Source organism: Arthrobacter sp. zg-Y1219 (assembly GCF_030125545.1).
Taxonomy (GTDB): domain Bacteria; phylum Actinomycetota; class Actinomycetes; order Actinomycetales; family Micrococcaceae; genus Arthrobacter_B.
On the sequence record NZ_JASKLY010000012.1, the window covers coordinates 54,361 to 80,281 of the forward strand.

Here is a 25,921-nt window from a genome sequence, read left to right on the forward strand (position 1 = left end):
AAAATCTATGACTGCACTACGCACCACGAGTCGCCTTGGCCTGGGAGACGGATATAGCCGGGCGGCGAAAATCGCGGCGCTCGGGCTCGGCCTGGCAATGTTCGCAACAGCCTGCGGCGGAGAGAACGCACCCTCTGCCGAGTCCACCGGATCGGAATCCGCAACCGCATCTGCTGCCGCTTCCTCAGCGGTCAGCTGCCCGCCCAATGAAGGCGGCAAGGGCGAAGACCCGGGGACCAAGGGTGACCCCGCGGCAGTGCCCGCTTCCACCGGCACGACGGCGTCGCCGTTGAAGATCGGTTCGCTGCTTCCCACCACGGGTGCCCTGGCGTTCCTCGGCCCGCCCGAGATCGCCGGCGTGAACCTGGCTGTCGAAGAAGTAAACGCGGCCGGCGGTGTCCTGGGCCAGCCGATGGAGGTTGTGCACCGGGATTCCGGCGACACTACCACTGACATTGCCACCCAGTCCGTCACCGATCTGCTGAGCCAGGGTGTCAGCGGCATTGTCGGAGCGGCGTCCTCGGGTGTTTCCAAGACCGTCATCGGACAGATCACCGGAGCCGGCGTCATCCAGTTCTCGCCGGCCAACACCTCCCCGGACTTCACCGACTGGGACGACGACGGCCTGTTCTGGCGGACCGCTCCCTCGGACGTGCTGCAGGGGCGCACCCTCGGCAACTACGTCATGACCTGCGGGGCGCAGACCGTCGGCATGATCGTCCTGAACGATGCCTACGGCACCGGCCTGGCGAGCAACATTCGAGGCTCGGTTGAGGCCGCCGGCGGCCAGATCGTTGCGGAAGAAATGTTCAATGAGGGTGAATCCCAGTTCAGCAGCCAGGTGGACGAGGTTGTGGCCGCCAAGCCCGACGCCATTGTTGTCATCAGCTTCGAACAGGCCAAGAGCATTGTTCCGCTGCTGACCGCCAAGGGCATCGATCCCACCCAGCTGTTCCTCGTGGACGGCAACACCTCCGACTACAGCAAGGACCTCGAAGCGGGCACGCTCGAAGGAGCCCAGGGAACCATCCCGGGCCCGTTCGCCTCGGACAACTTCAAGGAATCACTGCTGAAGCTGGACCCGGCCCTGAAGGACTGGGCCTACGCCGGTGAAAGCTACGACGCCGTGACCATGCTGGCCCTGGCCTCAGAGGCGGCAGGCAGCACCGACGGCAAGGCCATGGCCGCCGAACTGCAGGGTGTTTCGGCAGAGGGCGAGAAGTGCTTTGACTACGCAGGCTGCGTGACCATCCTGCGCGGCGGAGGGGACATCGACTACGACGGTTACTCCGGCCCGGTGACCTTCGACGAGAACGGTGACCCGACCGAGGCCTTCATCGGCATCTACCAGTACGACGCCGACAACAAGCCGGTTCCGAGCCGCTCCGAAGAGGGCAAGCTCTAACCAGCGGCAAAACACCGCACCAACGGAACAGCCCCCGCCGATGGCGGGGGCTGTTCCGTTGGTGCCGGGTGGTGAATGCCTACGCGGTGTCCGCCAGGGTCCCCAGATAGAGCTGGATGACCTTCGGGTCCTTCATCAGGTCACGGCCGGTGCCCGTGTAGGCGTCGCGGCCCTGGTCCAGGACGTAGGCGCGGTCACAGATCTGCAGGCAGCGGCGCGCATTCTGCTCCACCATGATCACGGAAACCCCCGCCCGGTTGATCTCATGGACCCGCAGGAATGCTTCATCCTGCTTCACGGGGGAGAGCCCGGCAGAGGGTTCGTCCAGCAGCAGCACCGCCGGCTCCATCATGAGTGCCCGGCCCATGGCCACCATCTGGCGCTCGCCGCCGGACAGCGACCCGGCACGCTGGGCGCGCCGCGTGCGCAGCTCGGGAAACAGGTCCGCCACAAAGTCGAAACGCTCCTTGAACCGCTTCGGCGCCTGGAACAGGCCCATCTGCAGGTTCTCCTCGATGGTCAGGGACGGGAACACGTTGTTGTTCTGCGGGACGAAGCCCACGCCGCGGCTGACCAGCTTGTTGGCCTTCAGCCCGGTGATGTCCTGTCCGCGGACCACAACGGTCCCGGAGTGCACCTTCACCAGGCCGAACATTGCCTTGAGCAGGGTCGATTTTCCGGCTCCGTTGGGGCCGATAATGCCGATCAGCTCGCCGCGGCGGGCTTCGATGCTGCAGCCGTTGAGGATGTTTACGCCCGGAATGTATCCGGCCACCAAATCGGTCACTTTGACGACGGAATCGCCCTCGAATGCCTCGGCAGTCATGCCTGTTCCTTCCGTTCATCGATGTGCCTGCCGACCGCGCCGTCAGGTTCGGTGCCCACGGAGGACTCCGGATCGTGCTCCAGCTGGGCCTCGAGCTTTTCAAAACCTTCCGAATCGCCGAGGTCGACGTCGTGATGGGCACCCAGATAGGCGTCGATGACGGCCTGGTCCTTCATGACCTCACTCGGCGGGCCCTCGGCCACCACCTTGCCTTCGGCCATGACAATCACCCAGTCGGCAATGTGCCGGACCATGTGCATGTCGTGTTCCACGAACAGGACGGTCATGCCTTCGGCCTTGAGGTTCTTGATGTGGTCCAGCAGGGACTGCGTCAGCGCCGGGTTGACCCCGGCCATCGGTTCATCCAGCATCACCAGTTTGGGCCGGACCATCAGGGCCCGGGCCATTTCCAGCAGCTTGCGCTGGCCGCCGGAGAGCGACGCCGCATAGTCGCTGCGCTTGGTGTCCAGCTTGAACTTGGCCAGCAGCACGTCGGCCTGCTCGGTGATTTCGTGTTCCCGGCCCCGCCAGAGCGGCGGCAGGAACGCCCGCCAGAGGGACTCGCCCGGCTGGGAGGAAGCGCCGAGCCGCATGTTTTCGATGACGGTGAGCTTGCCCATGACCTTGGTCAGCTGGAACGTGCGGACCATGCCCATCCGGGCCACCTTGTACGCGGATACTCCGGCCAGATCGCGGCCTTCGAACTGCCAGTCACCGGACTGCGGAGTGTCGAAGCCGGTCAGGAGATTGAACAGGGTGGTCTTGCCGGCGCCGTTGGGACCGATCAGGGCCGTGATCTTGTTCCGCGGGATCTCCACGTGCTTGACGTCAACGGCATTGATGCCGCCGTAGGTCCGGGTGACGTTCCGGGCCACCAGGATCGGATCGCGCTTGCGGCAGCCCGGTCCGGCGTCGTCGGCCGCTATGGCCCGGGTGTCGTTCATGTAATCGTCGGGGGCCGCGGCATGCGCGCCCGTCGCGCGGGCGCCCGGCCCGGGCTCGTCTGACTGGGAACTCATGCGAACGCCAGCTCCTTCTTGTTGCCCAGGATGCCCTGGGGCCTGAAGATCATCAGCAGCATCAGTGCCACACCAACAAGGATGTAGCGCACCTGTCCTGCCTGGGAAGTGGTTATGAAAGTGATGTACCCGGCTTCGATGGCGCCGTACAGCAGGCCCTGCGTCACGGAGAGGATGACCCAGAAGATCATGGCGCCGATGACCGGGCCCAGCACGGTGGACATGCCGCCCAGGAGCAGTGCGGTGTAGAGGTAGAAGGTCAGCTCGGTCCCGTAGTTGGCCGGCTGCACCGCATCCCGGGGGAGGGTGAAGATAATGCCGGCCAGGGAGCCGAGCAGGCCACCGATGATCAGGGCCTGCATTTTGTACGCGTACACGTTCTTGCCCAGGGCCCGGACGGCGTTTTCATCCTCGCGGATGCCCTTGACCACGCGCCCCCAGGGGCTGCGGATCAGCATCCACACCAGGAGGCAGGCCACGATGACGAGGGTCCAGGCGACAATCCGAACCCAGACGTCCCGCTCGTTCATGGCGAAGGGGCCCAGGTTGTAGCTGCCCGGAGGAACCGGGTTCAGGCCGTAGAAGTCTCCGGTGAAGGCCGCCAGGCCGTTCGCCGATCCGGTGATCGACGTCATGCCGTTGGTGGTCACGATGTAGCGGATGATCTCCGCTGCGGCAATGGTCACGATGGCCAGGTAGTCGGCCCGGAGCCGCAGTGTCGGGATGCCCAGGATCACCGCGAAAATCGCGGACCCCGCCAGGGCAATCAGCAGTGCCACCGGCAGCGGTGCGTTGAAGGACAGAATTGGGATGGCGAAGCCGTAGGCGCCCATCGCCATGAACCCGGCCTGTCCGAAGTTCAGCAGCCCGGTGTAGCCGAAATGCACGGCCAGCCCGAGGGCGGCAAGTGCGTAGGCCGCCGTGGTGGGGCTGATGATCTCGTTGAGTGCACCGAGAAGAATATTAACGAAGTCCATCTGAGCTAAGCCCCTAACCTATGCGCTCGCGGCGGCCGAGGATCCCCTGCGGCCGGACGAGGAGGACAAGAATCATGATGACCAGTGCACCCACGTATTTGAGGTCCGCCTCCAGCCAGATTGTGGAGATTTCCACGAAAAGACCCACGATGACGGAGCCAATCAGCGCGCCGTACACCGTACCGAGTCCGCCGAGCGTGACGCCGGCAAAGATCAGCAGCAGGATCTGCTGGCCCATGTTGAAGGAGACGCCGGGCCGGTAGTAGGCCCAGAGGATGCCGCCCATGGCCGCGAGGGCCCCGCCGAGGACCCAGACAATCCGAATGACGCGGTCCACATCGATGCCGGAGGCAGCGGCCAGCGCCGGATTATCCGAGACGGCGCGGGTTGCCTTGCCGATGCGGGTCCGCAGCAGCAGCACGGCCACGAGCAGAATGACGGCCAGGCTGACAAACAGGGAAATCAGGGTGTTCCGCGGAATGGACACCGGACCCAGCTCCAGCAGCGGGCTCTGGGCGCCCGGCAGCTGCTGCGTGCCTCCGCCAAAGAAGAACAGGATGATGTAGCGCACGGCAACCGCCAGACCGATGCTCACGATCATCATCGGCACCAGGCCGGTGCCGCGGCGCCGCAGCGGTTTCCAGAGTCCGGCGTCTTGGACGTAGCCGAAGGCGCCGCCTCCGACCACCGCCAGCGGCAGGGCAATCCAGGCCGGCATTCCCATCGCCGCAAAGCCGAAAGCCAGGACGGCGCCGAGGGTGACCATCTCGCCGTGGGCAAAGTTGGTCAGGCCTGTGGTGCCGAAGATGAGGGAGAGCCCGACGGCGCTCAGCGCCAGGAGCAGGCCGAAGCTCAGGCCCGCAATGGTGCGTTCAGTCAGGATCGAGGCGAAGCTCTCCTGCTGCAGGACGATGCCCTCGCCGAGCAGGAACAGCGTGGTGATGTTGGAGGTGCCGGCAAAGGTGACAGTGCGCGGGTTCTCCTGTCCCTCGGCCAGGGCGACACCCTCCGGCAGCGAGGATTCGTCCAGTTCCACTTCGAAGGCGCCCTGTTCGGGAACGCCGATGGACCAGGAACCGTTGGCTCCGGTTACCGTTTCCGCTTCGTAGCCGTTGCCGCTGGCCGTGATCCGGACCCCTTCCACCGGGACGCCCTCGTTCCGCACCACGCCGCTGATGCGGTCGCTGAATTCGGCACCGTCCGCGGCGGGGGCTGATGCACTGCCCGACGGCGGGGCTGAGGGTGTCGCTGTTGTTGCATGAGCGGCAGGGGAAGCGAGCAGCAGGGCAGCGAACATCGCCGCCACCGCTGCCAGCATCCCCAGATACCGGGTCAGCGCCGATGTTCTTAGCAAGTTCCAAAACCTCCACGCCACGGCCGCGGGCACCGAAAAATTCCCAGGCCTTAGGCGGATCTGATTGTGACTGATGTCACCGATTGGGGATTATGCTACCCAGTGAATGTTTCAGGCAGTGACCAATCCCATCCGGCGCATGTCGCGATCGGGTAACGACTTGATCCGCCAGTTCCGCGGGCTCTCGACAGGCGGGCTATGCCAAACTGTTACCGGCAGCGGTGGTTCCCCGGGAATCTCCCGCCCCCGTCCGCCGTTGACATTGGTAGGCTCTAGGTAAACAGCCCCCAGATGGAGGACATTGAATGGCACTCGGCGGTAATCCGGTCTTTAACGGCAAGAATTTCAACTCCCAGGTTCAGGGCAGCAGGATGAACCGAGGTTCCCTGGCGACGCAGGACCAGACTTCGATGACCCCGCAGCAGCTGCAGGAGCTCTACACCGCTCCTTCGGCGGGTCCGGCGCTGACCGGACGCATGACGTACGACGACGTCATCATGAAGACCCTGGCCTGCCTGGCGGTCGTCCTCATCGGCGCAGCTGTCCCGATGATCCTGATCCCCGGCGCCGCGGCGCCGCTGATGATCGTCGGTGCGCTCGGCGGTTTCGTGCTCGGCCTGGTGAACTCGTTCAAGCGCGAGCCCGCTCCGGCCCTTATCCTGGCCTATGCAGCGCTTGAGGGTCTGTTCCTCGGCGGCCTGACCCTGGTGCTGGACAACCTGTACCCGGGCATCGGACTGCAGGCCGTGCTCGGCACGCTGTCCGTCTTCGCCGTGACCCTGGTGCTGTTCCGCAACGGCAAGGTCCGCGCCACTCCCAAGGCCATGCGCTTCTTCATGATCGCGATGATCGGCTACGCCGTATTCTCACTGGTGAACATGGGCCTGATGATCTTCGGCGCCACCGACAGCATGTTCGGTGCCCGCGATTCAATCACGATCATGGGTATTCCGCTGGGCGTCCTGATCGGCCTCCTGGCCGTCGGCCTGGCCGCCTTCTCGCTGATCATGGACTTCACCTCCATTGAGCAGGGCGTGAAGGCCGGCGCTCCCCAGCGCTACTCCTGGACCGCTGCCTTCGGCCTGACCGTGACACTGGTTTGGCTGTACGTGGAAATCATCCGCATCCTCGCCATTCTTCGCGGCGACGACTAGCGCGTTGGGGGCGCCCTGACCAGTGGTCGGGCGTGCCCCGGGAACAGAGGCCGGCAGGAATTTTTCCTGCCGGCCTCTTTTCTGTAAGCCTCTTTTTTCCCCAACCACTCTGTGCCTGCCTTTCCCGGGACCGTAGGATCCGGGACGGGCCGTTCCGCCGGGGGATGTTTCCTCCGGGAGCGGCTGGACCGGCAGGTCCCGGGAACGGCGGAAGGGGGCGGACGTGGACGACTCGGCGGATACTGCCGCGTTGCCGCTGCGGCTCCAGGACCTGCTGCTGCAGCATCCGGACTTGGAGGAATTTCTCAGTGCCCTCGCCGTCCTGGTCGCCGGGCACCTGGGCGGCTGGGATGTGGCGGGTACGTCACTGATGGTTGTGCGGCCGCGGCGGCAACCGGCGCAGGCCGGCAGTGCGGAGCGCTTCGTGGCGCTGCAGGGTGGTTCGCGGGGGGATGACCCGGCCGGCGTCGTCCTGGCGGGCGGAGGTTCGGCCGTGGTCCGCGATCTGGCTACGGAAAACCGGTGGTTTGGCTTCCGGAGCGCGGCCCGGGAACAGGATGTGGCCGCCGTAGCCGCCGTGCCGGTGCCGGGGCTTGAACCGGCGGCCGCCGTGCTTACCTGCTATTCCTCCCGCCCCGGAGCCTTCGGCCCGGAGGCCGTGCGCGGGGTCGAACGTGCGGCGGCCGATCTGGCCGCGCCGCTGGCCCTGGCCCTGCGCCTGGACGCGCAGGCGCATCGGGCCCACAACCTGCAGGCCGCCCTGGAATCACGGACCGTAGTGGATCTCGCGGCCGGAATCATCATGGGGCAGAACAACTGCAGCCAGCAGCGGGCCGTGGAGATTCTGCGCAGCGTCTCCAACAGCCGCAACGTCAAGGTCCGTGAGGTGGCGGCCGGAGTGGTTGCCGTGGTCTCCGACCGGGTGAGTACGCACTTCGAGGAGTGAGCGGCTGTAGGCTGGTGCAATGAGCGCTACCGGCACGGATCCGGCGGCTGTCCCCGCCACCGGCACCCAGTTTCAGATCACCCGCAACACCCCCGGCGGCCGCGCGGAAGCACGCATCGCGTCGCTCGCCGGAGCGCTGCGCAGCTACTCGGTGGGCGGCACCGACTTCGTGGAGACCTACCCTGACACGGACCTGCCGCCGTCGGCGTGCGGCATCCTGTTGGCGCCGTGGCCCAACCGGGTGGCCGGCGGGAAATGGCTTTTGGGCGGCCGCATCCAGCAACTGGACATCACCGAGCCCTCGCGGGGCAACGCCAGCCACGGGCTGCTTCGCAATACCGGATACGTTCGGGCCGATCCGGGTGACGCTGCTGCCGGCAGCCACCTGCCCGGCAGCAGCGTCACCCTGAAGGCTGAGATTTTCCCCCAGCACGGATATCCGTTCCACCTGGTTCACCAGGTCACCTACAGCCTGGACGACGACGGCGGTCTGCGCGTGCGGCAGGGCCTGACAAATGTGGGCGGCAGCCGGGCACCGTTTGCCCTCGGCGCGCATCCGTTTCTGCGGATCGGATCGGTGCCGGTGGAGGACCTGACACTGACCGTTTCGGGAAACACCCGGCTGACCGCCGACGAGCGGCTGATCCCGTCGGGCCGGGAACCCGCCGACGGACCGAACGACCTCCGGGCCGGCCGCAGGATTTCCGAGCTCAAGCTGGACGCCGCCTACACCGGGCTGGACCTGCAGGACGGCGAGTTCCGGCACCGCCTCGAGGCGCCCGACGGCAGGCGGGTGCTGCTGTGGAGCGGTCCGGAGTTCGGCTATGTCCACGTTTTCGTGACCGACAAGCTTCCGGGACGCGCCTGCGCTGTCGCCCTGGAGCCGATGACCGCCCCAGCCAATGCCCTCAACTCCGGGGAGGGGCTGCGCTGGCTGGAGCCCGGAACAGCCTTCGCCGCAGAGTGGGGAATCCGCCCGGAAAGACCGGCCGGCAGCCCGGCCGCCGGCTTCGCGTAAAGGTGGGAACCGCAGCCAGTGAGTGTGGAAAGATGAGCGCATGAGACCTCATGCACGAAGCATCGCCGCGTCCAAAGCGGTGCAGGCTGCGGCTGTCCGCTCCGGCAGGGGGAACGACGACGTGCCGTACGCGCTCCGCGTCAGCGCAGCGTGGGCCTGGCGGCTGGGCGTGGTGCTGGTGGTCGCCGCCGGCCTGGTCTGGATCCTGCGCAACTTTTCCCTGCTGATCATTCCCCTGATGATTGCCGCCCTGCTGGCGGGCCTGCTTTCACCGATCACCACCTGGCTGCGCCGCAACAAGGTGCCGGGCGGGCTGGCGGTGGCCGTCACAATCGTCACCTTCCTCGGCGTGATCGTTGCCGCCCTGACCTTGGTCGGACGGCAGCTGGCGCTCGGGTTCCGGGATCTGTGGGGAGAAACCCTGTCCGGCGTGGGACAGATCCAGGACTGGCTCGCCGACGGTCCGCTGCGCATCACCACCACCCAGATGGACACCCTGCTGCAGGAAGCCACCAATACGCTGCAGCAGAATTCGGCGAACATCGTGTCCGGTGCGCTCTCCGTTGGCACCGGTGCCGGACACTTTGCCGCGGGCGTGCTGCTGACCCTGTTCGCCCTGGTCTTCTTCCTGCTGGACGGCCACCGCATCTGGCGCTTCACCGCCGGCCTGCTGCCGCGCCGTGCCCGCCCCGGCGCCTACGGCGCCGGCATCCACGGCTGGGAGTCCATGGTGAACTACGTCCGGGTGCAGCTGCTCGTGGCGTTCATCGACGCCGTCGGCATCGGCGCAGGCGCGGCAATCATCGGGGTTCCGCTGGCGCTGCCGCTCTCGGTCCTCGTCTTCCTGGGCTCCTTCGTCCCGCTGATCGGCGCGTTTGTCACCGGCTTCGTTGCCGTCCTGCTCGCCCTTGTCGCGAATGACTGGGTGAACGCCCTGATCATGCTGGGCATCGTGCTCCTGGTCCAGCAGTTGGAGTCGCACATCCTGCAGCCACTGATCATGGGCCGGGCCGTCGCCCTGCACCCGCTGGCCGTGATCCTGGCCGTCACCGGCGGGACGCTGGCAGCCGGCATTCCCGGCGCCCTCTTCTCCGTTCCGCTGCTCGCCATCCTCAACACCGTGGTGCGCTACATCGCCGCCAGGGGATGGGAGGGGGACCCCGCACTGGCCCGCGATCCCGTGTTCGCGGCCGCCGGCGGGCAGCCCTCCAGAACCGATGAAACCGAAAACGCGTTGGAAGACAACGCAGAAGACGAGAAGCGACCGTGACTGACCTGTCCCAACTGCCTGTGACCCTCGACGACATTGAGGAGGCCGCCAAGCTGTTGGACGGTGTGATTGCCCGGACCCCCATCGAGATGTCCCGGGCACTGGGACGCTTAACCGGCTCGAATGTCTATTTGAAGTGTGAAAACCTGCAGCGGGCCGGATCGTTCAAGGTTCGCGGTGCCTACGTCCGGATGGCCAAGCTCTCCCCGTCGGAACGGGACCGCGGAGTGGTTGCCGCATCAGCGGGCAATCACGCCCAGGGCGTCGCCGTCGCGGCCGCGCGCCTGGGCATCAAGGCCCGGATCTTCATGCCCCTGGGGGTGGCGCTGCCCAAGCTGGCGGCCACGCAGGGCCACGGAGCGGAGGTCGTGCTGCACGGGCACAACGTGGACGAAGCCCTCGCGGAAGCCCAGCGCTACTCCGACGAGACCGGCGCCGTTTTTGTGCATCCGTTCGACAACGTGGACGTTGTGGCCGGGCAGGGCACCATCGGCCTGGAGGTGCTGGAACAGATTCCGGACGTCGACACCGTGCTCATGGGCGTGGGCGGCGGAGGTCTTCTCGCCGGCGTGGCCGTGGCCATCAAGACCCGGGCGAAGGAACTTGGACGCGAAGTCCGCATCATTGGCGTGCAGGCCGAAAACGCCGCCGCCTACCCGCCGTCGTTGGCTGCCGACGCGCTGGTGCCGCTGACCAAGGTATCCACGATCGCCGACGGCATTGCCGTGGGGCGTCCGGGCCAGCTGCCCTTCTCCATCATCAAGGAGCTGGTGGACGACGTCGTGACCGTCAGCGAGGACTCGCTGGCACGGGCCCTGATCTTCCTGCTGGAGCGGTCCAAGATGGTGGTCGAGCCGGCCGGTGCCGTGGGCGTGGCGGCGCTGATGGACGGCAAGATCGAGAACCCGGGAAACACGGCGGTGATCCTTTCCGGAGGCAACATCGACCCGATGCTGATGCTGAAGGTCATCCAGCGCGGCCTCGCAGCCGCAGGCCGGTACCTGGTCGTGCGCATCCTGTTGGATGACCGCCCGGGCTCGCTGGCCACCATCTCCCGGATCATCGCGGAGTCGGACGCCAATGTCACCGGCGTCGACCATACCCGGGTGGGCGGATCAATCAGCATGGGGGACGTCGCCATCACCATCAACATGGAAACCAAGGGCCACGAACACTGCGAACTTGTGCTGAACAACCTGCGCGCGCAGGGGTTCCAGCCGATCGTGCTGCACGGGTAGGGCGTGCTTGCCAACCGGGCCAGGACGGCCCTCTTCGTTTCGCTCGGACTGGCCGCCCTGGTCTGGGGATGCTATCTCCTGGCCCTGTTCGCCGGTCCCGCGGTGCTGCATCAACTCGGCATCCTGCCGCGCCGGGTGGACGGGCTGGACGGAATCCTCTTCGGCCCGCTGCTCCACGCCGGGATCAACCATCTGCTGGGAAACACGCTGCCGCTGGTGGTGTTTTCGTTCCTCACCCTGCTGGAGGGCGTGCGGCGCTACTTGGTGGTGCTGGCCTCGTCCTGGCTCGCGTCGGGGCTGGGGGTGTGGCTCTTTGGGGGCGGGCTGACGGTGGGCATCTCCGGCGTCGTCTTCGGGCTTTTCGCCTATCTGATGGTCCGCGGCATCTACAACCGGGACCTGGCGCAGCTGCTGCTCGGGGGCATCCTGTTCCTGGTGTACGGCTCGCTGCTGTGGGGCGTGCTGCCGGTGTCGATCGGTGTCTCCTGGCAGGCGCATCTCTTCGGTGCCGCCGGGGGAGTGCTGGCGGCGGTGCTGCTCAGCCGGCACCGGCAGCGCGGACGCACAAGCAAAAGCGGGCCCTCCCGATGGAAGGACCCGCTGTAACGCCGAAAATCAGCTGGAGTAGGGCTTGGCGGAAATGATCTCCACCGAGATGCTCTTGCCGTTCGGGGCGGTGTAATTGGCCACGTCTCCGGCCTTCATGCCCTGGATGGCCGCGCCGAGGGGCGACTTCTCGCTGTAGACGTTGATGTCCGAGTCGCCGGCGATTTCGCGGCTGCCCAGCAGGAAGGTCTCCACGTCGCCGGCAATCTTGGCTTCGACGAGCATGCCGGGTTCCACGATGCCGTCGTCGGCCGGGGCCTCGCCCACGTGGGCGGTCCGCAGCAGGTGAGTCAGCTGGCGGATGCGGGCCTCGGCCTTGCCCTGCTCTTCCTTGGCTGCGTGGTACCCGCCGTTTTCCTTCAAATCGCCCTCGGACCGGGCCTGCTCAATACGGGCCACGATTTCCGTGCGGCCGGGACCGGACAGGTGATCCAGTTCGGCCTTCAGACGGTCGTAAGACTCCTGAGTGAGCCAAGCGGCGGGTGCGCTGTTGGTGGACACGGGTCTCTCCTTTTAGTGACGACCGGACCAAACGATCTGGTCCGGCAGGTGCGAATACGCTTTGGGGGCCGGAATGGCCTGACAAGCAAAGACCCCGCCGGGCGGTGACCGGTCACTGTGCTGATCACCTGGGCGGGGCATAACGTAGGCTCCATACTAGTTCGCTAAGCGCGTTTACCCAAGAACCTCGCGGGCTTGGTAATCCGCCGGAAACCTGCACCGCATGCGCCGCCGTGCATCGGCGGCCGGGGCTAGGGTTCCTCGGTGATCCAGCAGGCATTGACGCCGCCGGTGACGCCCAGGGAATCCGTGCGGATGGCCACCCGCTGGCCGGTGGTCTCGTCCTCCGCGGGACCGATGGTGATCTGCTTCCATCCCACCACTGCGTACGCGTCGTTCAGGGCTTGGACCGCACAGGTGGCTGTCGCGTCGCGGTCCTTCGTGACCTGGAAATCGATGACGGCACTGCCGCTGTCGGGGATGCTGAAACCCACGTCCTTGAAGGTCACGTCGCCGCCGGGCGAGGGGGCAGCGATCCACGCGGCTCCGGCGCACCCCAGCAGCACCGCGGCGCCGCCGATGATGGTCTTGGTCCGGCGGGACAGGCCCGGCTTGGGGGTGCCGTACCGATTGGCTAATCTTGTTGCGGACGGAAAACCATCCGGGGTCTGCTCGGGGGCTGGCTGCTTGACAGGACCTTCCTCAGTGCTCACTTCTCCATTTTATCCGAGTTTGCCGTCCACCTTTCGCCGACCCATCAGGAGCTGCTTCGTGTCGACCGCCTCAAAGAACAATTCCAGCCAGTCAGCACCGCTGCGGCTGCTGGCCGTGCACGCTCATCCCGACGACGAAGCCAGCAAGGGTGCGGCGATGATGGCGTTTTATGCGGCACAGGGTGTCGACGTGATGGTGGCCACCTGCACCGGAGGGGAACTCGGCAGCGTGCTGAATCCGGCCATGGAATCCAGCGCAGCGGCGAAGCGGGACCTCGCCGGACTGCGGCGGCACGAGATGGCCAACGCGCAGCGGGAACTGAGCGTGCAGCACCGCTGGCTGGGCTTCATGGATTCCGGACTGCCCGAGGGTGATCCGCTGCCGGATCTGCCCGCGGGATGCTTCGCCCTGGAACCGCTGCCGACCGCAGCGGCGCCCCTGGTAAAGCTCGTGCGTGAGTTCCGCCCGCACGTCATCATCAGCTACGACGAAAACGGCGGCTATCCGCATCCGGACCACATCATGGCCCACAAGGTGGCTGTCGAGGCGTTCAATGCCGCGGGAGACCCCGACAAGTATCCGGGCACGGGCGCAGCCTGGGAACCGCTGAAGCTCTACTACGACCGCGCCTTCAACCCCGAGCGCTTCCGGGCACTGCATCAGGCGCTTGTGGAGGAAGGCATCGCCTCGCCGTACGCCGAGCGCATCGCGGCCTGGCAGGAAGCCGACACCGAGGGCCACCAGCCTCCGGCACCCACGCATCCCACCACTACGCAAATCCAGTGCGGAGACTTTTTCGAGGCCCGGGACCGGGCTTTGAAGAGCCACCAAACCCAGGTTGATCCGGAGGGGTTCTTCTTTGCCGTTGACTGCGAGACGCAGCGGAAGGTGTGGCCGTGGGAGGACTATTCGCTGATCGAGTCAAGAGTAGAGACTGAACTGCCGGAAACTGACCTGTTCGCTGGCATACGATAGAGGGCAGGGACGGCGTGAAGCCGCCCGCTGCCAAGAGAGAGATACCTAGTGAACTTCCTGTACAGCCTGCCCCTGCTCGTCAATCCAGGCGGAACCGAGGAAGGCGAGCTCAAATCCGGCCTGAGCATCGCGGATGTCACTCCCGGCCTGCTGGGCTTCCTCGCGACCCTGTTCCTGGTGCTGGCAATCGTTTTCCTCATCCGCGACATGGTCAAGCGCGTCCGGCGGGTCCGCTACCGCGAGCAGGCGCGCACCGGCATCAGCTCCGACGTCTTCATCCCCAGCGCTGAGGACCTTGGCCCCGATTCGCAGCGTCCGGCGACCGGGAACGACGGCGGACCGCCGCGTTCCCCCGAACGCGGCTAGGAGCAGGACATGGCCGGCAGACTTCGCGACGAGGCTTCGGCCTACCTGCGCCAGCATGCCGGCAACCCGGTGGACTGGTGGCCCTTCGGGGATGAACCCTTCGCCGAGGCAAGGCGGCGGAACGTGCCGGTCTTCATCTCGGTGGGATACGCCGCCTGCCACTGGTGCCATGTCATGGCGCACGAATCCTTCGAAGACCCGGCGCTCGCCGCGTACCTGAACGAACACTTCGTCTCGATCAAGGTGGACCGCGAGGAACGTCCCGACGTGGACGCCGTCTACATGGCGGCCACGCAGGCCATGACCGGCCAGGGCGGCTGGCCGATGAGCGTTTTCACTCTTCCGGACGGCCGGACGTTTTACGCCGGCACGTATTTTCCGCCGCGCCCCGCCCAGGGACTGCCCTCCTTCCGCGACGTCCTGGAAGCCGTGTCCACGGCCTGGGCGGACCGGCCGGAGGAGGTCGAGCAGAGCGCCGCGCAGTTGGCCGCGCATCTGGCCTCCGGCCAGCAGGGAAACCGGCGGCTGCTGGGCCCGATCCAAGCTGATGCGCTGGCTTCCGGTGCGCTGGACGGTGCCGGCGCGGAGGCGGAAGCCGAGTCGGGCCGCACCCTGTCGGCGGCAGTTGAAGCCCTGGTTACCCTCGAGGACCGAGAATTCGGCGGTTTCGGCGGCGCACCGAAGTTCCCGCCCTCCACCGTGCTGCGGTTCCTGCTGGCCCACGCCGGCAGCGGTGCCTCCACCGCCGCCGACGCCGCGGCGCTGGCGGACCGCACCCTCGGCGCCATGGCACGCAGTGCCCTGTACGACCAGCTCGAGGGCGGCTTCGCCAGATACACCGTTGACCGCCGATGGGCGGTGCCGCACTTCGAAAAAATGCTGTACGACAACGTGCAGCTGCTGGCCCTGTATGCGCAGTGGGCGCGGACCGCCCAGGACGCCGGGGACCGCCGGCTTGCCCTGCGCGTGACCCGCGAAACGGCTGACTGGATGATCACCCGGCTGCAGGTCGCCGACGGCGGCTTCGCCTCCTCCCTGGACGCGGACACCGTGATGAACGGCCACCGGGTGGAAGGCGGCACCTACATTTGGACTGCGGCAGAGCTGACGGAGGTCCTGGGCGACGAAGCCGCCGCGGCCGTCAGCGGCCTGCTGGACCTGGACTCCGGGAACATGGCCGCCCACGGCGGAACACCCGGGGCCGACGGCGATGCCGGAAGCACTTTGCACTTCGGCCGCCGGTTAAACGCTGCCGAGGAGGAGCTGTGGCTCGGCTGCCGTCCTGCCCTGCTGGCCGCCCGGAACCGGCGTCCGCAGCCGGAACGGGACGACAAGGTGGTGGCCGGGTGGAACGGGCTGGCCGTGGCAGCGCTGGCCCGTGCCGCCGTCGTACTGGCCGATGCGGGGGAGCACGAGGCCGCGCGCCGGATCCGGAGCGCGGCCGAGGACGCAGCGGCCTACCTGCTGCGCGTGCACCGGGTGGGGCCCACGCTGAGGCGCGTCTCCCACGACGGGCGCGCGTCGTCCTTTGAGGGTCAGCTGGAGGACTACGCCGCAGCGGCCGAAGGACTGTTTGCCCTGTTCGCCGCAACCGGCAGCGAGCAGTGGTTCACCGCGGCCGAATTCCTGGTTTCAGCGGCCGAAGACCGGTTCCTGACCGGAGGCCAGCTGCAGGACACCGCCATTCGTCCCAACCAGCTGGTTAACGCCCAGGGGGCGCAAGCAGCCGCAGATCCGCTGGACGGCCCCACGCCCAGCGGTGCCGCGCTGTTCGCCGGTGCCCTGCTGACCTATTCCGCCTATTCGGGGTCCCAGCGGCACCGGGCGCTGGCGCAGTCCCTGCTGGCCCATGTGAACGTCGTGGCGCCGCGTGCACCCCAGGCCGTGGGCTGGGCCATGTCGGTGCTGCAGTTCCTGCTTGACGGGCCCCGGGAACTGGCGGTGACGGGCACCGAGGAGCCGGCAGTGGAGGCCCTGCTCCGCGCGGCGCGGGACGCCGGCGGCCCGGGCCTGGTGGTCGCCTGGCGGGTGGTGACCGGAGCGAAGACGGAGCCCGGCAGCGAATCGGACGGCAGCGGATCGGCCGGCAGCACCGGCGTGCCGTTGCTGGAGGGGCGGGATCCCGGCGCCGAACCGGCAGTTGCCTATCTGTGCCGGGGAATGGTGTGCCGCCGGCCGGTCAGCACGGCCGCAGAGCTGAAGGAACTGCTCGGCGAGGGCTGAGCAGGTGGCGCCGGGACGCGCCGTCCGGGTTGCGCTAGGACGCGCCGACCGACAGCACCGCCATCAGAATGGCGCTGTAGTGGCAGGCGAAGCCGGCCAGCGTGAAGGCGTGGAAAATCTCATGGAAGCCGAACCAGTCCAGGGACGGATTGGGTTTCTTCATCGCGTAGATCACGGCGCCGATGATGTACATGGCGCCGCCCACGCAGACCAGCACGGCCGCGGCCGGAAGCACCGCGAAGAAATCCGGAATGTAGATCAGCGCAGCCAGCCCCAGGGCAATGTAGACCGGGGTGTACAGCCAGCGCGGCGCGTTGAGCCACACCAGCCGGAAAACAACTCCGGCAACGGCGCCGCCCCAGATGAACCAGAGCAGCACCTTGGCTTTTTCGGGCGGAAGCAGGGCCCAGGCCAGCGGCGTGTAGGAGCCGGCAATCACCAGCATGATGTTGGTGTGATCCAGCCGCTTGAGCATCCGCTTCACCTTTGGCGACCAGTTGCCCCGGTGATAAACCGCTGAGACTCCGAAGAGCAGGACACCGGTGACAGCGTAGACCGCGGACGCGATCCGGGTTCCGGATGTCGGGGCCAGGACAACCAGGATGATCCCGGCGGCCAGGGCGAACGGGGTGGCGCCGGCATGCAGCCAGCCGCGGAATTTCGGCTTGATCTCCAGGATGTCGGCAACGTGCTCGACGGCGGATTCCACCGGGCCGGGAGTGCTGCGGGAGTTTGGGTCCCGCTCTGGCGGGGCTGACGACGATGAAGATGCCATGCTGAAAATCCTAACCTACGGAGCAGTAGGTTAAGGAGCCGTCGGCAGCGTCCGGCCCGCCGCAGCACTCCGTGCCCGGCTGTGTGTCCGGCTGCGGGTTGCGGGCCGCAGCGGAGCGCGCCGCTTCAGGAGGAAAGTGCGGGCACCTTTTTGGGAATACACTTTTTAGTGCGCCTCCCACCACCGCGGAGACGTTTTTCCTCCGGCACACAGGACAGGCAGGTGCGGCTCCGCATGAGGTTTCCAGGCGTTGTGTATGCCTATTACGAGCGCAAGCTGCGCCGCAGCCTGGCCGGGGACCGCATCCCCGAGCACATCGGCGTCATGGTGGACGGCAACCGCCGCTGGGCGAAACTGGCAGGCGCTCCGACCAGCGACGGCCATCAGGCAGGGGCCGACAAGATCCTGGAATTCCTGGGCTGGTGCCAGGAGATGGGCGTGCGCCGGGTGACGCTGTACATGCTCTCGACCGACAACCTGAACCGCGACGCCGACGAGCTGGAGCCGCTCCTGGACATCATCGGCAACACGCTGGACCGGCTGGGGGAGAAGGGCGACCTGCGGGTCAACGCCGTCGGAGCCCTGGACATCCTGCCGGCCAACCTGGCCGACAAGCTCAACGCCCTGGGCCGCAGCACCAGCGACGCCGACGGACTGCACGTCAATGTCGCCATCGGCTACGGCGGCCGGCGGGAAATCGTCGACGCGGTCAAGGAACTCCTGAACGACGCCGCTGCGCACGGCAAGACGATAGCCGAGATCACCGAAGAGCTGTGCGACACCCAGATTGCCGAGTATCTCTACACCCGCGGCCAGCCGGACCCGGAGCTGGTGATCCGCACCTCGGGCGAGCAGCGGCTCTCCGGATTCCTGATGTGGCAAAGCGCGTACAGCGAATTCTATTTCTGCGAGGCACTCTGGCCGGACTTCCGCCGCGTGGACTTCCTGCGTGCCCTCCGCGACTACGCCAGCAGGCAGCGCCGCTTCGGTTCCTGAAATCCGCGGGTGAACGGCAGGTAAACCCGCCGCGAAGACGCAGGAACAGGACCGTGTCCTGCTGCGGCGCCGGGCACGTCCGGCGTACCTTGGTGCTAATGATCAGCAACCCGCTGATCTCTCCGCCCAGCGATCCGGGGCAGCGCCCCTGACTGGAGTTTCCCGTGGCCATATCCTCCTCCCCGCGAACCTCTTCCTCTGCCGCTCCGGCGGCAGCCGCAGCACCCGGCGCCGGCGGCGACCCGGCAGGCTACGTGCTGGACACCTCGGTGCTGCTCTCGGACCCGAAGGCAATCCTGCGGTTTGCCGAGCACGAGGTCATCCTGCCGCTGGTGGTCATCACCGAATTGGAAAAGAAACGCCATGATCCGGAACTGGGATATTTTGCCCGGGCGGCCCTGCGCCTGCTGGATGACCTGCGGATTGAGCACGGCGGGCTGAGCGCCCCCATCCCCCTGGGGGAATCCGGCGGAACCCTGCGGGTGGAACTGAACCATGTGTCGGTGGACGTGCTGCCGGCCGGCATCCGGGGCACCGACAACGACAGCCGGATCCTCGCCGTCGCACGGAACCTGGCGGATGAAGGACGGAACATCACCGTTGTTTCCAAGGATCTGCCGATGCGGGTCAAGGCGTCGGCCGTGGGCCTGAACGCCGATGAATACCGCAGCGACCTGGTCCGGGACAGCGGCTGGACCGGCGTCGTCGAACTGGCCGTGGCGGAAGCCGACATCGACGGCCTGTACGAGCACCATCCGGTGTTCATTCCGGCGGCCGCCGAGCAGCCGGTGAACACCGGCGTCGTCCTGCTCTCCAGCCGGGGATCGGCCCTCGGCCGGGTGGGAGCGGACAAGCAGGTGCGGCTGGTGCGCGGTGACCGCGACGTGTTCGGCCTGCACGGACGCTCGGCGGAGCAGCGGCTGGCCATCGACCTGCTGATGGACTCGGAGGTCGGCATCGTCTCGCTGGGCGGCCGGGCGGGCACCGGCAAGTCCGCGCTGGCCCTCTGCGCCGGACTGGAAGCGGTGCTGGAGCGCCGCGAACACCGCAAGGTGGTGGTCTTCCGTCCGCTCTACGCCGTCGGCGGCCAGGAGCTGGGCTACCTGCCGGGCACCGAGGCCGAAAAAATGGGGCCGTGGGGGCAGGCGGTCTTCGACACGCTCGAGGCCCTGGTCTCCAAGGAAGTGCTCGAGGAGGTCCTGGACCGGGGCATGCTGGAGGTCCTGCCGCTGACTCACATCCGGGGCCGGTCCCTGCACGACTCCTTTGTGATCGTGGATGAGGCGCAGTCACTCGAGAAGAATGTGCTGCTGACCGTGCTGTCCCGGATCGGCCAGAACTCACGCGTGGTCCTCACCCACGACGTCGCCCAGCGCGACAATCTGCGGGTGGGGCGCCACGACGGGGTGGCCGCCGTCGTCGAAACGCTCAAGGGGCATCCGCTGTTCGGGCACATCACCCTGACCCGCTCCGAACGCTCGCCCATTGCCGCGCTCGTGACGGAGCTGCTGGAAGACGGGCAGATCGGCTGAGGCTGGCCTCCGGGCCGTGCCGGTTTGTCCACAGGGCGGCGCCGGCCCGGCTCCCGGGCCGCGGGGATGACGTACCGTGGTGCCATGGTGGGGATCCTGGGGGAGTACCGGTCACTGGGCGGGGCGGCCTTTTGGATGCTGTGCGCGGCCACCGCGTACTTCCTGGTGCTGGCCGTGCGGCTCGCCGCCGTGGACGCGGCGACGCACCGCCTGCCGAACCGGATCGTGCTGCCCGCCTATCCGGTGTCGGCGCTGCTGCTGGGCACGGCCGCCCTCGCGGCAGGCGATGCAGCCCGCATTGCCGCGATGGTGCTGGCCGGCGTCGTGCTCTTCAGCGCCTACTTCCTGTTGCGCTTCAGCAATCCCTCGGGATTGGGCTTCGGGGACGTGAAACTGGCCGGAGTCCTGGGGTTGTACCTGGGCTTCGCGGGATGGCCGTACGTTCTCGCCGGCACCGTTGCGGGGTTTGTCCTGGGCGGTTTGTGGGGGGTGTGGCTGATCCTCTCGCGCCGGGGGACGGCCAAGACGGCCATTGCCTTCGGGCCGTTCATGCTGGCCGGCGCCGCCCTGGCCATGGCGCTGCCTGGCCTACAGTAGAGCCATGCCCACCCCTGATTTTGTCCTGTCCCTGCGGAAAAAGATCGGCCATGACCTGCTCTGGCTGCCGGGGATCACGGGGGTCGTTTTCAACGAGGAGCAGCAGGTGCTGCTGGTTAAGCGGGCGGATGACGGTCGGTGGACCCTGATCACGGGAATGCTCGAGCCCGGGGAGGAACCGGCCGCCGGAACCCTGCGCGAGGTGGAGGAGGAAACGGGGATCACCGCCGCCGTTGAGCACCTCATCCATGTCGGCTCCCACGGCCCCATCACGTTCCCCAACGGCGACCAGTGCTCCTTCCTCAACGTGGCCTTCCGCTGCCGCTACACGGGTGGAACGGCGCGGGTCAACGACGACGAGTCCACCGACGTCGGCTGGTTTGCCCTGGACCAGCTGCCGCCGCTGAGCGAGCGGCACACCCTGCTCCTGCGGCTGGCGCTGGAGACGGACGGCGTCCCCGCCTTTTCCCGCTGACGACGCAGGCCTCCTCCTTCCCGAAGGAAAGAGGAGGCCTGCGCTGCTGCTTTTATTGCGGCTGCGGCTATCCGGCGTCGTTGTTGCGCGGCGCTGCCGGGTTGTTGCGGGCTGCCGGAGCACCAGCGTCGCCGTCGCCGTCGCCGTCGCCGTCGGCGTCCGGAGCCTCCGCCGCGGCTGCCGGGGACGATCCCTTCGCGGCTGCAAGGCGCTCGGCCTCGAGGCGGTCGGCCTCCGGGCCGGAGACGGCCTCACCGCGGGCCACCATGCCGGCGACGTCTGAGAGCGGAATCTGCTTCAGGAACACGGCCAGCACGAGAGCAATGACGAGGAACGGAATCAGGTACCAGAAGACCGGCGCCAGGGAATCCGCATAGGCGGTCACAATGCCGTCCTGGACCGGTTCGGGCAGCTGGTCCATCACTGAGGGCTGCAGCGTGGCGGTGGCCTCGCCGGCGGCCGAAGGATCGAAGCCGGCCTTGGTGAAGACCTCATGCAGGTTGTCGGAGAGGCGCGAGGTGAACATGGCACCGAAGATGGCCACGCCCAGGGAGGCGCCCACCTCGCGGAAGTAGTTGTTGGACGAGGTTGCGGTGCCGATCTGGTCCACGGGCACGGAGTTCTGCACCACGAGCACCACCACCTGCATGATGTACCCGAGCCCGGCGCCGAACACGAACAGCTGGGCGCAGATGACCCAGACCGGGGTGTCGGCGGAGAGCGTGGTCATCCACAGCATGGCGAGGATCACCAGGGCGGCACCCATGATCGGGTACTTCTTGTAAGTGCCGTGCTTGGTGATGGCCAGGCCGGAGTAGATCGAGGTGCCCATCATGCCCACCATCATCGGCAGCATCAGCAGGCCGGAGACGGCGGCGGAGGTGCCGGTGGACATCTGCAGGAACGTCGGCACGAAGGCCAGGGCGGCGAACATGCCCATGCCCAGGGTGAAGCCGATGGCGGTGCTGTTGACGAAGATCGGGTTCTTGAACAGGCTCATCGGGATGATCGGGTCCGCCACGCGGTTTTCCACCATCACGAAAAGCGCCGCCGCAACCAGCATGCCCGCGCCCCAGAGCAGGGTCATCTGGTGCGTCCAGCCGTAGTCGTCGCGGCCGCCGAAGTCGGTGAAGAAAATCAGGCAGGTGGTGGCGATGGACAGCAGTACGACACCGCCGATGTCGATGCGCTTGGTGGCCTTTTTGCTCGGCAGGGTCAGCGTGAAGAAAGCGATCAGGAACGCGATGATGCCGATCGGAATGTTGATGTAGAACGCCCACTGCCACGTCATGTGATCCACGAAGAAGCCGCCCAGCAGGGGACCGGCGACGGCGGAGAGGCCGAAGATGCCGCCCAGCGGGCCGAGGTACTTGCCGCGTTCGTTGGCCGGAACGATGTCGGCAATGATGGCCTGCGACAGGATCATCAGGCCGCCGCCGCCGAGGCCCTGGATGGCGCGGAAGATGACAAAGCCCCAGAAATCGGTGGCAAAGGCGCAGCCGACCGAGGCCAGGGTGAACAGGGCAATCGCGAACAGGAACAGGTTCCGCCGGCCCAGTACGTCGCCGAACTTGCCGTAGATCGGCATCACGATGGTAGTGGCGAGCAGGTAAGCCGTGGTGATCCAGGTCTGGTGCTCGACGCCGCCCAGCTCGCCCACGATGGTGGGCATTGCGGTGGACACGATGGTCTGGTCGAGGCTGGCGAGCAGCATGCCTGAGATCAGCGCGGAAAAGATGATCCAGATGCGTTTCTGGGTCAGCAGCAGCGGCCCGGAAGCAGGCGCGGCGGTGGTGGTCATGGCAGGTCCTTGGAAGAGGTGGAAGGGGTGGGTGCAAGTGCGGGAGGGGAAACGCCTGGAAGCGGTGCAGCCGCGGCGAACAGCTGCTGCAGGGCGGTGACGGTTTCGGTGAGGATCGTCCGGTAGGCGCGGGCGTTCTCCCGTTCGAAGAAGGCCGGCCCGGCCCGCTCGGTGAGGCAGCCGAACAGGGTCAGTGTGGCCTGGATGCGGGGATCCTCGGCCGGCAGTCCCTCCCGGGCCGTGAGCAGGGCCGCCATGGCTGCGGCCGCCTCGCGGGAGCCGTGCAGGACCTTTTCGAGCAGCCGGGGTTCGGCGGCAACGGCTTCCTTCAGTGCGGTCATTTCTTCGCGGGAGATCGCCATGCGGTCCATCAGGGCGACGGCGAAGTCCACAAAATCGGCCAGCAGCGAGGGGGAGAGGCTTCCGGGATCGGACTTTGTGCCGCCGGCAATGAACCGTTCGGCCAAATCCGCCGGGATTTCGTCGGCGGGGGAGCCCAGGATGGCGTCTTCCTTGGCGGCGAAGTAGTTGAAGAAGGTGCGCCGGGAAATGCCCACCCGCTCGCAGAGCTCCTCGACGGTGAACCCGTTGACACCGTGGGCGGCGGTCAGGGAACGCGCGGCGGTGATAATCGCAAGCTTGGTTGCGATGCGTTTCCGCTCGCGGAGGCCGCAGTTCTCCTCGGATGCACTATTCGTCACGGAGTGAATATTTACACTTCTGACCATGTAGTGCAAATTCACGCGCCTAACCCCGCCCGTTCCCGCCCGCCCGATCGCCGAACTGGCAGAAAGTGTCCTTCTCAGGGCTGAGAGACGCAGTTTCTGCCAGTTCGCGGGGACGTCAGGAACAGGCGGGGATGTCAGGAACGGGCGGGAACGCGGAAGGGCGCCCGGCTCCATGGCCGGACGCCCTTCCGGGGGTGTTGAAAGCTAGGCCTGCGGAGGCTTCGTCATGGACAGCACATCGAGGGCCGTGTCCAGCTGCTCCACGGTCAGTTCGCCGCGCTCGACGTAGCCGAGTTCCTCGACGGCCTGGCGGATGGTCTTGCCTTCCTTGACCGCGTACTTGGCGATCTTGGCGGCGTTCTCGTAACCGATGAACTTGTTCAGCGGGGTCACGATGGACGGCGACGCCTCGGCCAGGTAGCGCGCGCGCTCCACGTTGGCTTCGATGCCGTCGATCATCTTGTCCGCCATGATCCGTGAGGAGTTGGAGAGCAGGCGGATGGATTCGAGCAGGTTCGAGGCGATGACGGGGATGCCCACGTTGAGTTCGAAGTAGCCGAAGGTGCCCGCCCAGGCGATGGCGGCGTCGTTGCCCACCACCTGTGCGGCAACCTGCATCACGGCCTCGGAGATGACGGGGTTGACCTTGCCCGGCATGATCGAGGAGCCCGGCTGCAGGTCGGGGATGGCGATTTCGCCCAGGCCGGTGTTGGGGCCTGAACCCATCCAGCGCAGGTCGTTGGCGATTTTGGAGAAGGAGACGGCGATCGTGCGCAGCATGCCGGAGACCTCAACGAGGGCATCGCGGTTGGCCTGCGCCTCGAAGTGGTCGCGCGCTTCGGTCAGCGGCAGGCCGGTGTCGGCAGCCAGCAGTTCGATCACGCGCTGCGGGAAGCCGGCGGGGGTGTTGATGCCGGTGCCGACGGCGGTGCCGCCGAGGGGAACTTCGGCCACGCGCGGCAGGGAAGCCTGCACGCGCTCGATGCCGTAGCGGACTTGGGCAGCGTAGCCGCCGAATTCCTGGCCCATGGTTACCGGAGTGGCGTCCATCAGGTGGGTGCGGCCGGACTTCACGACGTCCTTGAATTCCACAGCCTTGCGCTCGAGCGAAAGGGCCAGGTGCTCCAGGGCGGGGATCAGGTTGTTGATCAGGGCAGACGTGGCTGCCACGTGAACCGAGGTCGGGAACACGTCGTTGGAAGACTGCGAGGCGTTGACGTGGTCGTTCGGGTGAACGGTGGTGTCGCTGCCGGTGTCCTTCAACGCGCGGGTGGCCAGCTCGGCCAGAACCTCGTTGGTGTTCATGTTCGAGGAGGTGCCGGAGCCGGTCTGGAACACGTCAATCGGGAACTGGTCGTCGAGGGAACCGCCGGCCACCATGTCGGCGGCCTTTTCGATCGCCCGGGCGCGCTCGGCGTCGAGCACTCCCAACTCGGCGTTCGCGGTGGCAGCTGCCTTCTTGATCCGGGCCAGCGCCTCGATGTGCGCGCTGTCCAGCGGCTTGCCGGAGATTGGGAAGTTCTCCACGGCGCGCTGGGTCTGGGCACGGTACAGGGCGTTGACCGGAACGCGGACCTCGCCCATGGTGTCATGTTCGATGCGGAATTCAGGAGTGTCAGAAGTCATGGTCCCAAGCCTAGTATCCGCAGCGCCGGGGCAGAAACCGCGCCGTCACGGGAGGTCGGGTGCGCACACGGCCTGAGGGCCGGCGGTCCCTCCGGAAAGCACGGAGGAACCGCCGGAACGTGCGGCTAGCGGTGCGAACGCAGCACGGCGGGGTGGACCACGGCGCCGAAGCCGGACACCAGATCCGCTGCGCCTTCGGCCAGCCGGTAGGAAACGCCGACGACGGCGGTGCGCCCTTCCTCCACGGCCGTGGAAATGACCTGGGAGCTTTCCACGAGGCGTTCGGCGGTCTGCTTGGTGTGTTCCACCACCATGTCGTTGACCTCGGTCAGCCCGTTGCGCTGGGCGGCGAGGACCGACGGCGTGATGCGCTCAACGAGGTTGCGCAGGTGCCCGCCGGGCATCTCTCCGGTCTCGACCGTGCGCTTGGCCTCGGTCACGGCGCCGCAGCTGTCATGGCCCAGGACCACGATCAGGGGCACGCCGAGCTTGGCGATGCTGTACTCCAGGGAGCCCAGGACGGCGTCGTCAATGACCTGCCCTGCGGTCCGGATCACGAAGGCGTCGCCGAGCCCGAGGTCGAAGATGATCTCGGCGGCCAGGCGCGAATCGGAACAGCCGAAGATCACCGCGAACGGATTCTGCTCATGGACCAGGGAGCTGCGCCTGTTGGCGTCCTGGTTGGGATGCGAGGACTCTCCGGCGACAAAGCGGGCATTGCCTTCGCGCAGGGTCTGCCAAGCCTGGGCCGGAGTGATTGCTGAAGCGGGAAGTTCATTCACGCCTCTTAGCCTAAACC

The 25,921-nt window shown here is 66.9% G+C and carries 25 protein-coding genes; 14 read left to right on the plus strand and 11 right to left on the minus strand.

Features of this window, described 5'->3' with window-relative positions:
- Nucleotides 1–7: 7 nt before the first annotated feature.
- On the plus strand, nt 8–1,405 hold the full coding sequence (locus QNO00_RS07395; protein WP_229964655.1) for an ABC transporter substrate-binding protein: 1,398 nt from the start codon (nt 8–10) through the stop codon (nt 1,403–1,405).
- Nucleotides 1,406–1,484: 79 nt separating this feature from the next.
- Here the strand turns inward: QNO00_RS07395 and QNO00_RS07400 are convergent, their stop codons facing one another.
- The 4 genes from QNO00_RS07400 to QNO00_RS07415 are packed head-to-tail and all read right to left on the minus strand — an operon-like array spanning nt 1,485 to nt 5,545.
- Nucleotides 1,485–2,231, minus strand: coding sequence for an ABC transporter ATP-binding protein (locus QNO00_RS07400; RefSeq protein WP_284024103.1), 747 nt, complete (start codon nt 2,229–2,231; stop codon nt 1,485–1,487).
- On the minus strand, nt 2,228–3,250 hold the full coding sequence (locus tag QNO00_RS07405) for an ABC transporter ATP-binding protein (RefSeq protein WP_502863204.1): 1,023 nt from the start codon (nt 3,248–3,250) through the stop codon (nt 2,228–2,230). Before QNO00_RS07405 ends, QNO00_RS07400 begins: the two co-directional genes overlap by 4 nt.
- A complete protein-coding gene (locus QNO00_RS07410; RefSeq protein WP_229964657.1) occupies nt 3,247–4,227 on the minus strand; it encodes a branched-chain amino acid ABC transporter permease in 981 nt (326 codons plus the stop codon). The genes QNO00_RS07405 and QNO00_RS07410 overlap by 4 nt, the downstream gene beginning before the upstream one ends.
- A gap of 13 nt (nt 4,228–4,240) precedes the next feature.
- A complete protein-coding gene (locus QNO00_RS07415; protein ID WP_229965042.1) occupies nt 4,241–5,545 on the minus strand; it encodes a branched-chain amino acid ABC transporter permease in 1,305 nt (434 codons plus the stop codon).
- Nucleotides 5,546–5,886: 341 nt separating this feature from the next.
- Between QNO00_RS07415 and QNO00_RS07420 the strand changes: the two genes are divergently transcribed.
- From QNO00_RS07420 to QNO00_RS07445, 6 genes are all read left to right on the plus strand, one after another.
- Nucleotides 5,887–6,735 carry a Bax inhibitor-1/YccA family protein gene (locus QNO00_RS07420; protein ID WP_229964658.1) on the plus strand — a complete coding sequence of 283 codons (849 nt, stop codon included), beginning with the start codon at nt 5,887–5,889 and terminating at the stop codon, nt 6,733–6,735.
- A gap of 223 nt (nt 6,736–6,958) precedes the next feature.
- Nucleotides 6,959–7,681 (plus strand): ANTAR domain-containing protein, encoded by a 723-nt coding sequence (locus QNO00_RS07425; protein ID WP_284024104.1) that lies wholly within the window; start codon nt 6,959–6,961, stop codon nt 7,679–7,681.
- 19 nt (nt 7,682–7,700) lie between these two features.
- Nucleotides 7,701–8,699, plus strand: a complete 999-nt coding sequence (locus tag QNO00_RS07430) for an aldose 1-epimerase family protein (protein WP_229964660.1) — start codon at nt 7,701–7,703, stop codon at nt 8,697–8,699.
- Between the two features lie 40 nt (nt 8,700–8,739).
- The gene (locus QNO00_RS07435; protein WP_284024105.1) at nt 8,740–9,969 is read left to right on the plus strand and encodes an AI-2E family transporter; all 1,230 of its coding nucleotides are present in this window, start codon (nt 8,740–8,742) and stop codon (nt 9,967–9,969) included.
- Nucleotides 9,966–11,207, plus strand: a complete 1,242-nt coding sequence (gene ilvA, locus QNO00_RS07440; RefSeq protein ID WP_229964662.1) for a threonine ammonia-lyase — start codon at nt 9,966–9,968, stop codon at nt 11,205–11,207. The genes QNO00_RS07435 and ilvA overlap by 4 nt, the downstream gene beginning before the upstream one ends.
- A gap of 3 nt (nt 11,208–11,210) precedes the next feature.
- Nucleotides 11,211–11,813: a rhomboid family intramembrane serine protease gene (locus tag QNO00_RS07445; RefSeq protein WP_284024106.1), complete on the plus strand. Its 603-nt coding sequence runs from the start codon at nt 11,211–11,213 to the stop codon at nt 11,811–11,813.
- Between the two features lie 9 nt (nt 11,814–11,822).
- On the opposite strand, the gene greA is transcribed toward QNO00_RS07445, so the two are convergent.
- Together greA and QNO00_RS07455 are read right to left on the minus strand one after the other, a co-directional pair.
- Complete coding sequence (gene greA / locus QNO00_RS07450; protein WP_229964664.1) at nt 11,823–12,314, minus strand: transcription elongation factor GreA; 492 nt, start codon at nt 12,312–12,314, stop codon at nt 11,823–11,825.
- Nucleotides 12,315–12,565: 251 nt separating this feature from the next.
- A complete protein-coding gene (locus QNO00_RS07455) occupies nt 12,566–13,027 on the minus strand; it encodes a DUF4307 domain-containing protein (RefSeq protein WP_284024107.1) in 462 nt (153 codons plus the stop codon).
- Between the two features lie 58 nt (nt 13,028–13,085).
- Here QNO00_RS07455 and mca point away from each other — a divergent pair, with 58 nt between their 5' ends.
- The 3 genes from mca to QNO00_RS07470 are packed head-to-tail and all read left to right on the plus strand — an operon-like array spanning nt 13,086 to nt 16,592.
- The gene (mca, locus tag QNO00_RS07460) at nt 13,086–14,003 is read left to right on the plus strand and encodes a mycothiol conjugate amidase Mca (RefSeq protein WP_229964666.1); all 918 of its coding nucleotides are present in this window, start codon (nt 13,086–13,088) and stop codon (nt 14,001–14,003) included.
- A 48-nt stretch (nt 14,004–14,051) separates the two neighbouring features.
- On the plus strand, nt 14,052–14,369 hold the full coding sequence (locus QNO00_RS07465) for a hypothetical protein (protein ID WP_229964667.1): 318 nt from the start codon (nt 14,052–14,054) through the stop codon (nt 14,367–14,369).
- A gap of 9 nt (nt 14,370–14,378) precedes the next feature.
- Nucleotides 14,379–16,592, plus strand: a complete 2,214-nt coding sequence (locus tag QNO00_RS07470) for a thioredoxin domain-containing protein (protein WP_284024108.1) — start codon at nt 14,379–14,381, stop codon at nt 16,590–16,592.
- A gap of 34 nt (nt 16,593–16,626) precedes the next feature.
- On the opposite strand, the gene trhA is transcribed toward QNO00_RS07470, so the two are convergent.
- Nucleotides 16,627–17,367 (minus strand): PAQR family membrane homeostasis protein TrhA, encoded by a 741-nt coding sequence (gene trhA / locus QNO00_RS07475; protein ID WP_229964669.1) that lies wholly within the window; start codon nt 17,365–17,367, stop codon nt 16,627–16,629.
- A gap of 234 nt (nt 17,368–17,601) precedes the next feature.
- Here trhA and QNO00_RS07480 point away from each other — a divergent pair, with 234 nt between their 5' ends.
- The 4 genes from QNO00_RS07480 to QNO00_RS07495 all read left to right on the plus strand — a co-directional run bounded on the left by QNO00_RS07480 (nt 17,602) and on the right by QNO00_RS07495 (nt 20,967).
- Nucleotides 17,602–18,363 (plus strand): isoprenyl transferase, encoded by a 762-nt coding sequence (locus tag QNO00_RS07480; RefSeq protein WP_229964670.1) that lies wholly within the window; start codon nt 17,602–17,604, stop codon nt 18,361–18,363.
- Nucleotides 18,364–18,617: 254 nt separating this feature from the next.
- The gene (gene phoH2, locus QNO00_RS07485) at nt 18,618–19,895 is read left to right on the plus strand and encodes an RNA 5'-3' helicase PhoH2 (protein WP_284024323.1); all 1,278 of its coding nucleotides are present in this window, start codon (nt 18,618–18,620) and stop codon (nt 19,893–19,895) included.
- Nucleotides 19,896–19,979: 84 nt separating this feature from the next.
- Entirely contained in the window at nt 19,980–20,492 is a 513-nt protein-coding gene (locus QNO00_RS07490; protein ID WP_229964671.1) for a prepilin peptidase, read from the plus strand.
- A 4-nt stretch (nt 20,493–20,496) separates the two neighbouring features.
- On the plus strand, nt 20,497–20,967 hold the full coding sequence (locus tag QNO00_RS07495) for an NUDIX hydrolase (protein WP_284024109.1): 471 nt from the start codon (nt 20,497–20,499) through the stop codon (nt 20,965–20,967).
- Between the two features lie 67 nt (nt 20,968–21,034).
- Here QNO00_RS07495 and QNO00_RS07500 read toward each other — a convergent pair whose 3' ends face one another.
- The 4 genes from QNO00_RS07500 to QNO00_RS07515 form a co-directional block, all read right to left on the minus strand.
- A complete protein-coding gene (locus tag QNO00_RS07500) occupies nt 21,035–22,768 on the minus strand; it encodes an MDR family MFS transporter (protein WP_284024110.1) in 1,734 nt (577 codons plus the stop codon).
- Nucleotides 22,765–23,469, minus strand: a complete 705-nt coding sequence (locus QNO00_RS07505; protein ID WP_284024111.1) for a TetR/AcrR family transcriptional regulator — start codon at nt 23,467–23,469, stop codon at nt 22,765–22,767. Before QNO00_RS07505 ends, QNO00_RS07500 begins: the two co-directional genes overlap by 4 nt.
- Nucleotides 23,470–23,700: 231 nt before the next feature.
- Complete coding sequence (locus QNO00_RS07510) at nt 23,701–25,122, minus strand: class II fumarate hydratase (RefSeq protein ID WP_284024112.1); 1,422 nt, start codon at nt 25,120–25,122, stop codon at nt 23,701–23,703.
- 125 nt (nt 25,123–25,247) lie between these two features.
- Nucleotides 25,248–25,904 carry a carbonic anhydrase gene (locus QNO00_RS07515; RefSeq protein ID WP_284024113.1) on the minus strand — a complete coding sequence of 219 codons (657 nt, stop codon included), beginning with the start codon at nt 25,902–25,904 and terminating at the stop codon, nt 25,248–25,250.
- Nucleotides 25,905–25,921: the final 17 nt, after the last annotated feature.

Excerpts from the sequence above, each read along its gene's own strand:
- QNO00_RS07395 (WP_229964655.1), top strand. The coding sequence starts at position 8 with ATGACTGCACTACGCACCACGAGTCGCCTTGGCCTGGGAGACGGATAT.
- QNO00_RS07400 (WP_284024103.1), bottom strand. The coding sequence starts at position 2,231 with ATGACTGCCGAGGCATTCGAGGGCGATTCCGTCGTCAAAGTGACCGAT.
- QNO00_RS07405 (WP_502863204.1), bottom strand. The coding sequence starts at position 3,250 with ATGAGTTCCCAGTCAGACGAGCCCGGGCCGGGCGCCCGCGCGACGGGC.
- QNO00_RS07410 (WP_229964657.1), bottom strand. The coding sequence starts at position 4,227 with ATGGACTTCGTTAATATTCTTCTCGGTGCACTCAACGAGATCATCAGC.
- QNO00_RS07415 (WP_229965042.1), bottom strand. The coding sequence starts at position 5,545 with ATGCTGGCAGCGGTGGCGGCGATGTTCGCTGCCCTGCTGCTCGCTTCC.
- QNO00_RS07420 (WP_229964658.1), top strand. The coding sequence starts at position 5,887 with ATGGCACTCGGCGGTAATCCGGTCTTTAACGGCAAGAATTTCAACTCC.
- QNO00_RS07430 (WP_229964660.1), top strand. The coding sequence starts at position 7,701 with ATGAGCGCTACCGGCACGGATCCGGCGGCTGTCCCCGCCACCGGCACC.
- QNO00_RS07435 (WP_284024105.1), top strand. The coding sequence starts at position 8,740 with ATGAGACCTCATGCACGAAGCATCGCCGCGTCCAAAGCGGTGCAGGCT.
- QNO00_RS07470 (WP_284024108.1), top strand. The coding sequence starts at position 14,379 with ATGGCCGGCAGACTTCGCGACGAGGCTTCGGCCTACCTGCGCCAGCAT.
- trhA (WP_229964669.1), bottom strand. The coding sequence starts at position 17,367 with ATGGCATCTTCATCGTCGTCAGCCCCGCCAGAGCGGGACCCAAACTCC.
- QNO00_RS07480 (WP_229964670.1), top strand. The coding sequence starts at position 17,602 with ATGAGGTTTCCAGGCGTTGTGTATGCCTATTACGAGCGCAAGCTGCGC.
- QNO00_RS07490 (WP_229964671.1), top strand. The coding sequence starts at position 19,980 with ATGGTGGGGATCCTGGGGGAGTACCGGTCACTGGGCGGGGCGGCCTTT.
- QNO00_RS07495 (WP_284024109.1), top strand. The coding sequence starts at position 20,497 with ATGCCCACCCCTGATTTTGTCCTGTCCCTGCGGAAAAAGATCGGCCAT.
- QNO00_RS07500 (WP_284024110.1), bottom strand. The coding sequence starts at position 22,768 with ATGACCACCACCGCCGCGCCTGCTTCCGGGCCGCTGCTGCTGACCCAG.
- QNO00_RS07510 (WP_284024112.1), bottom strand. The coding sequence starts at position 25,122 with ATGACTTCTGACACTCCTGAATTCCGCATCGAACATGACACCATGGGC.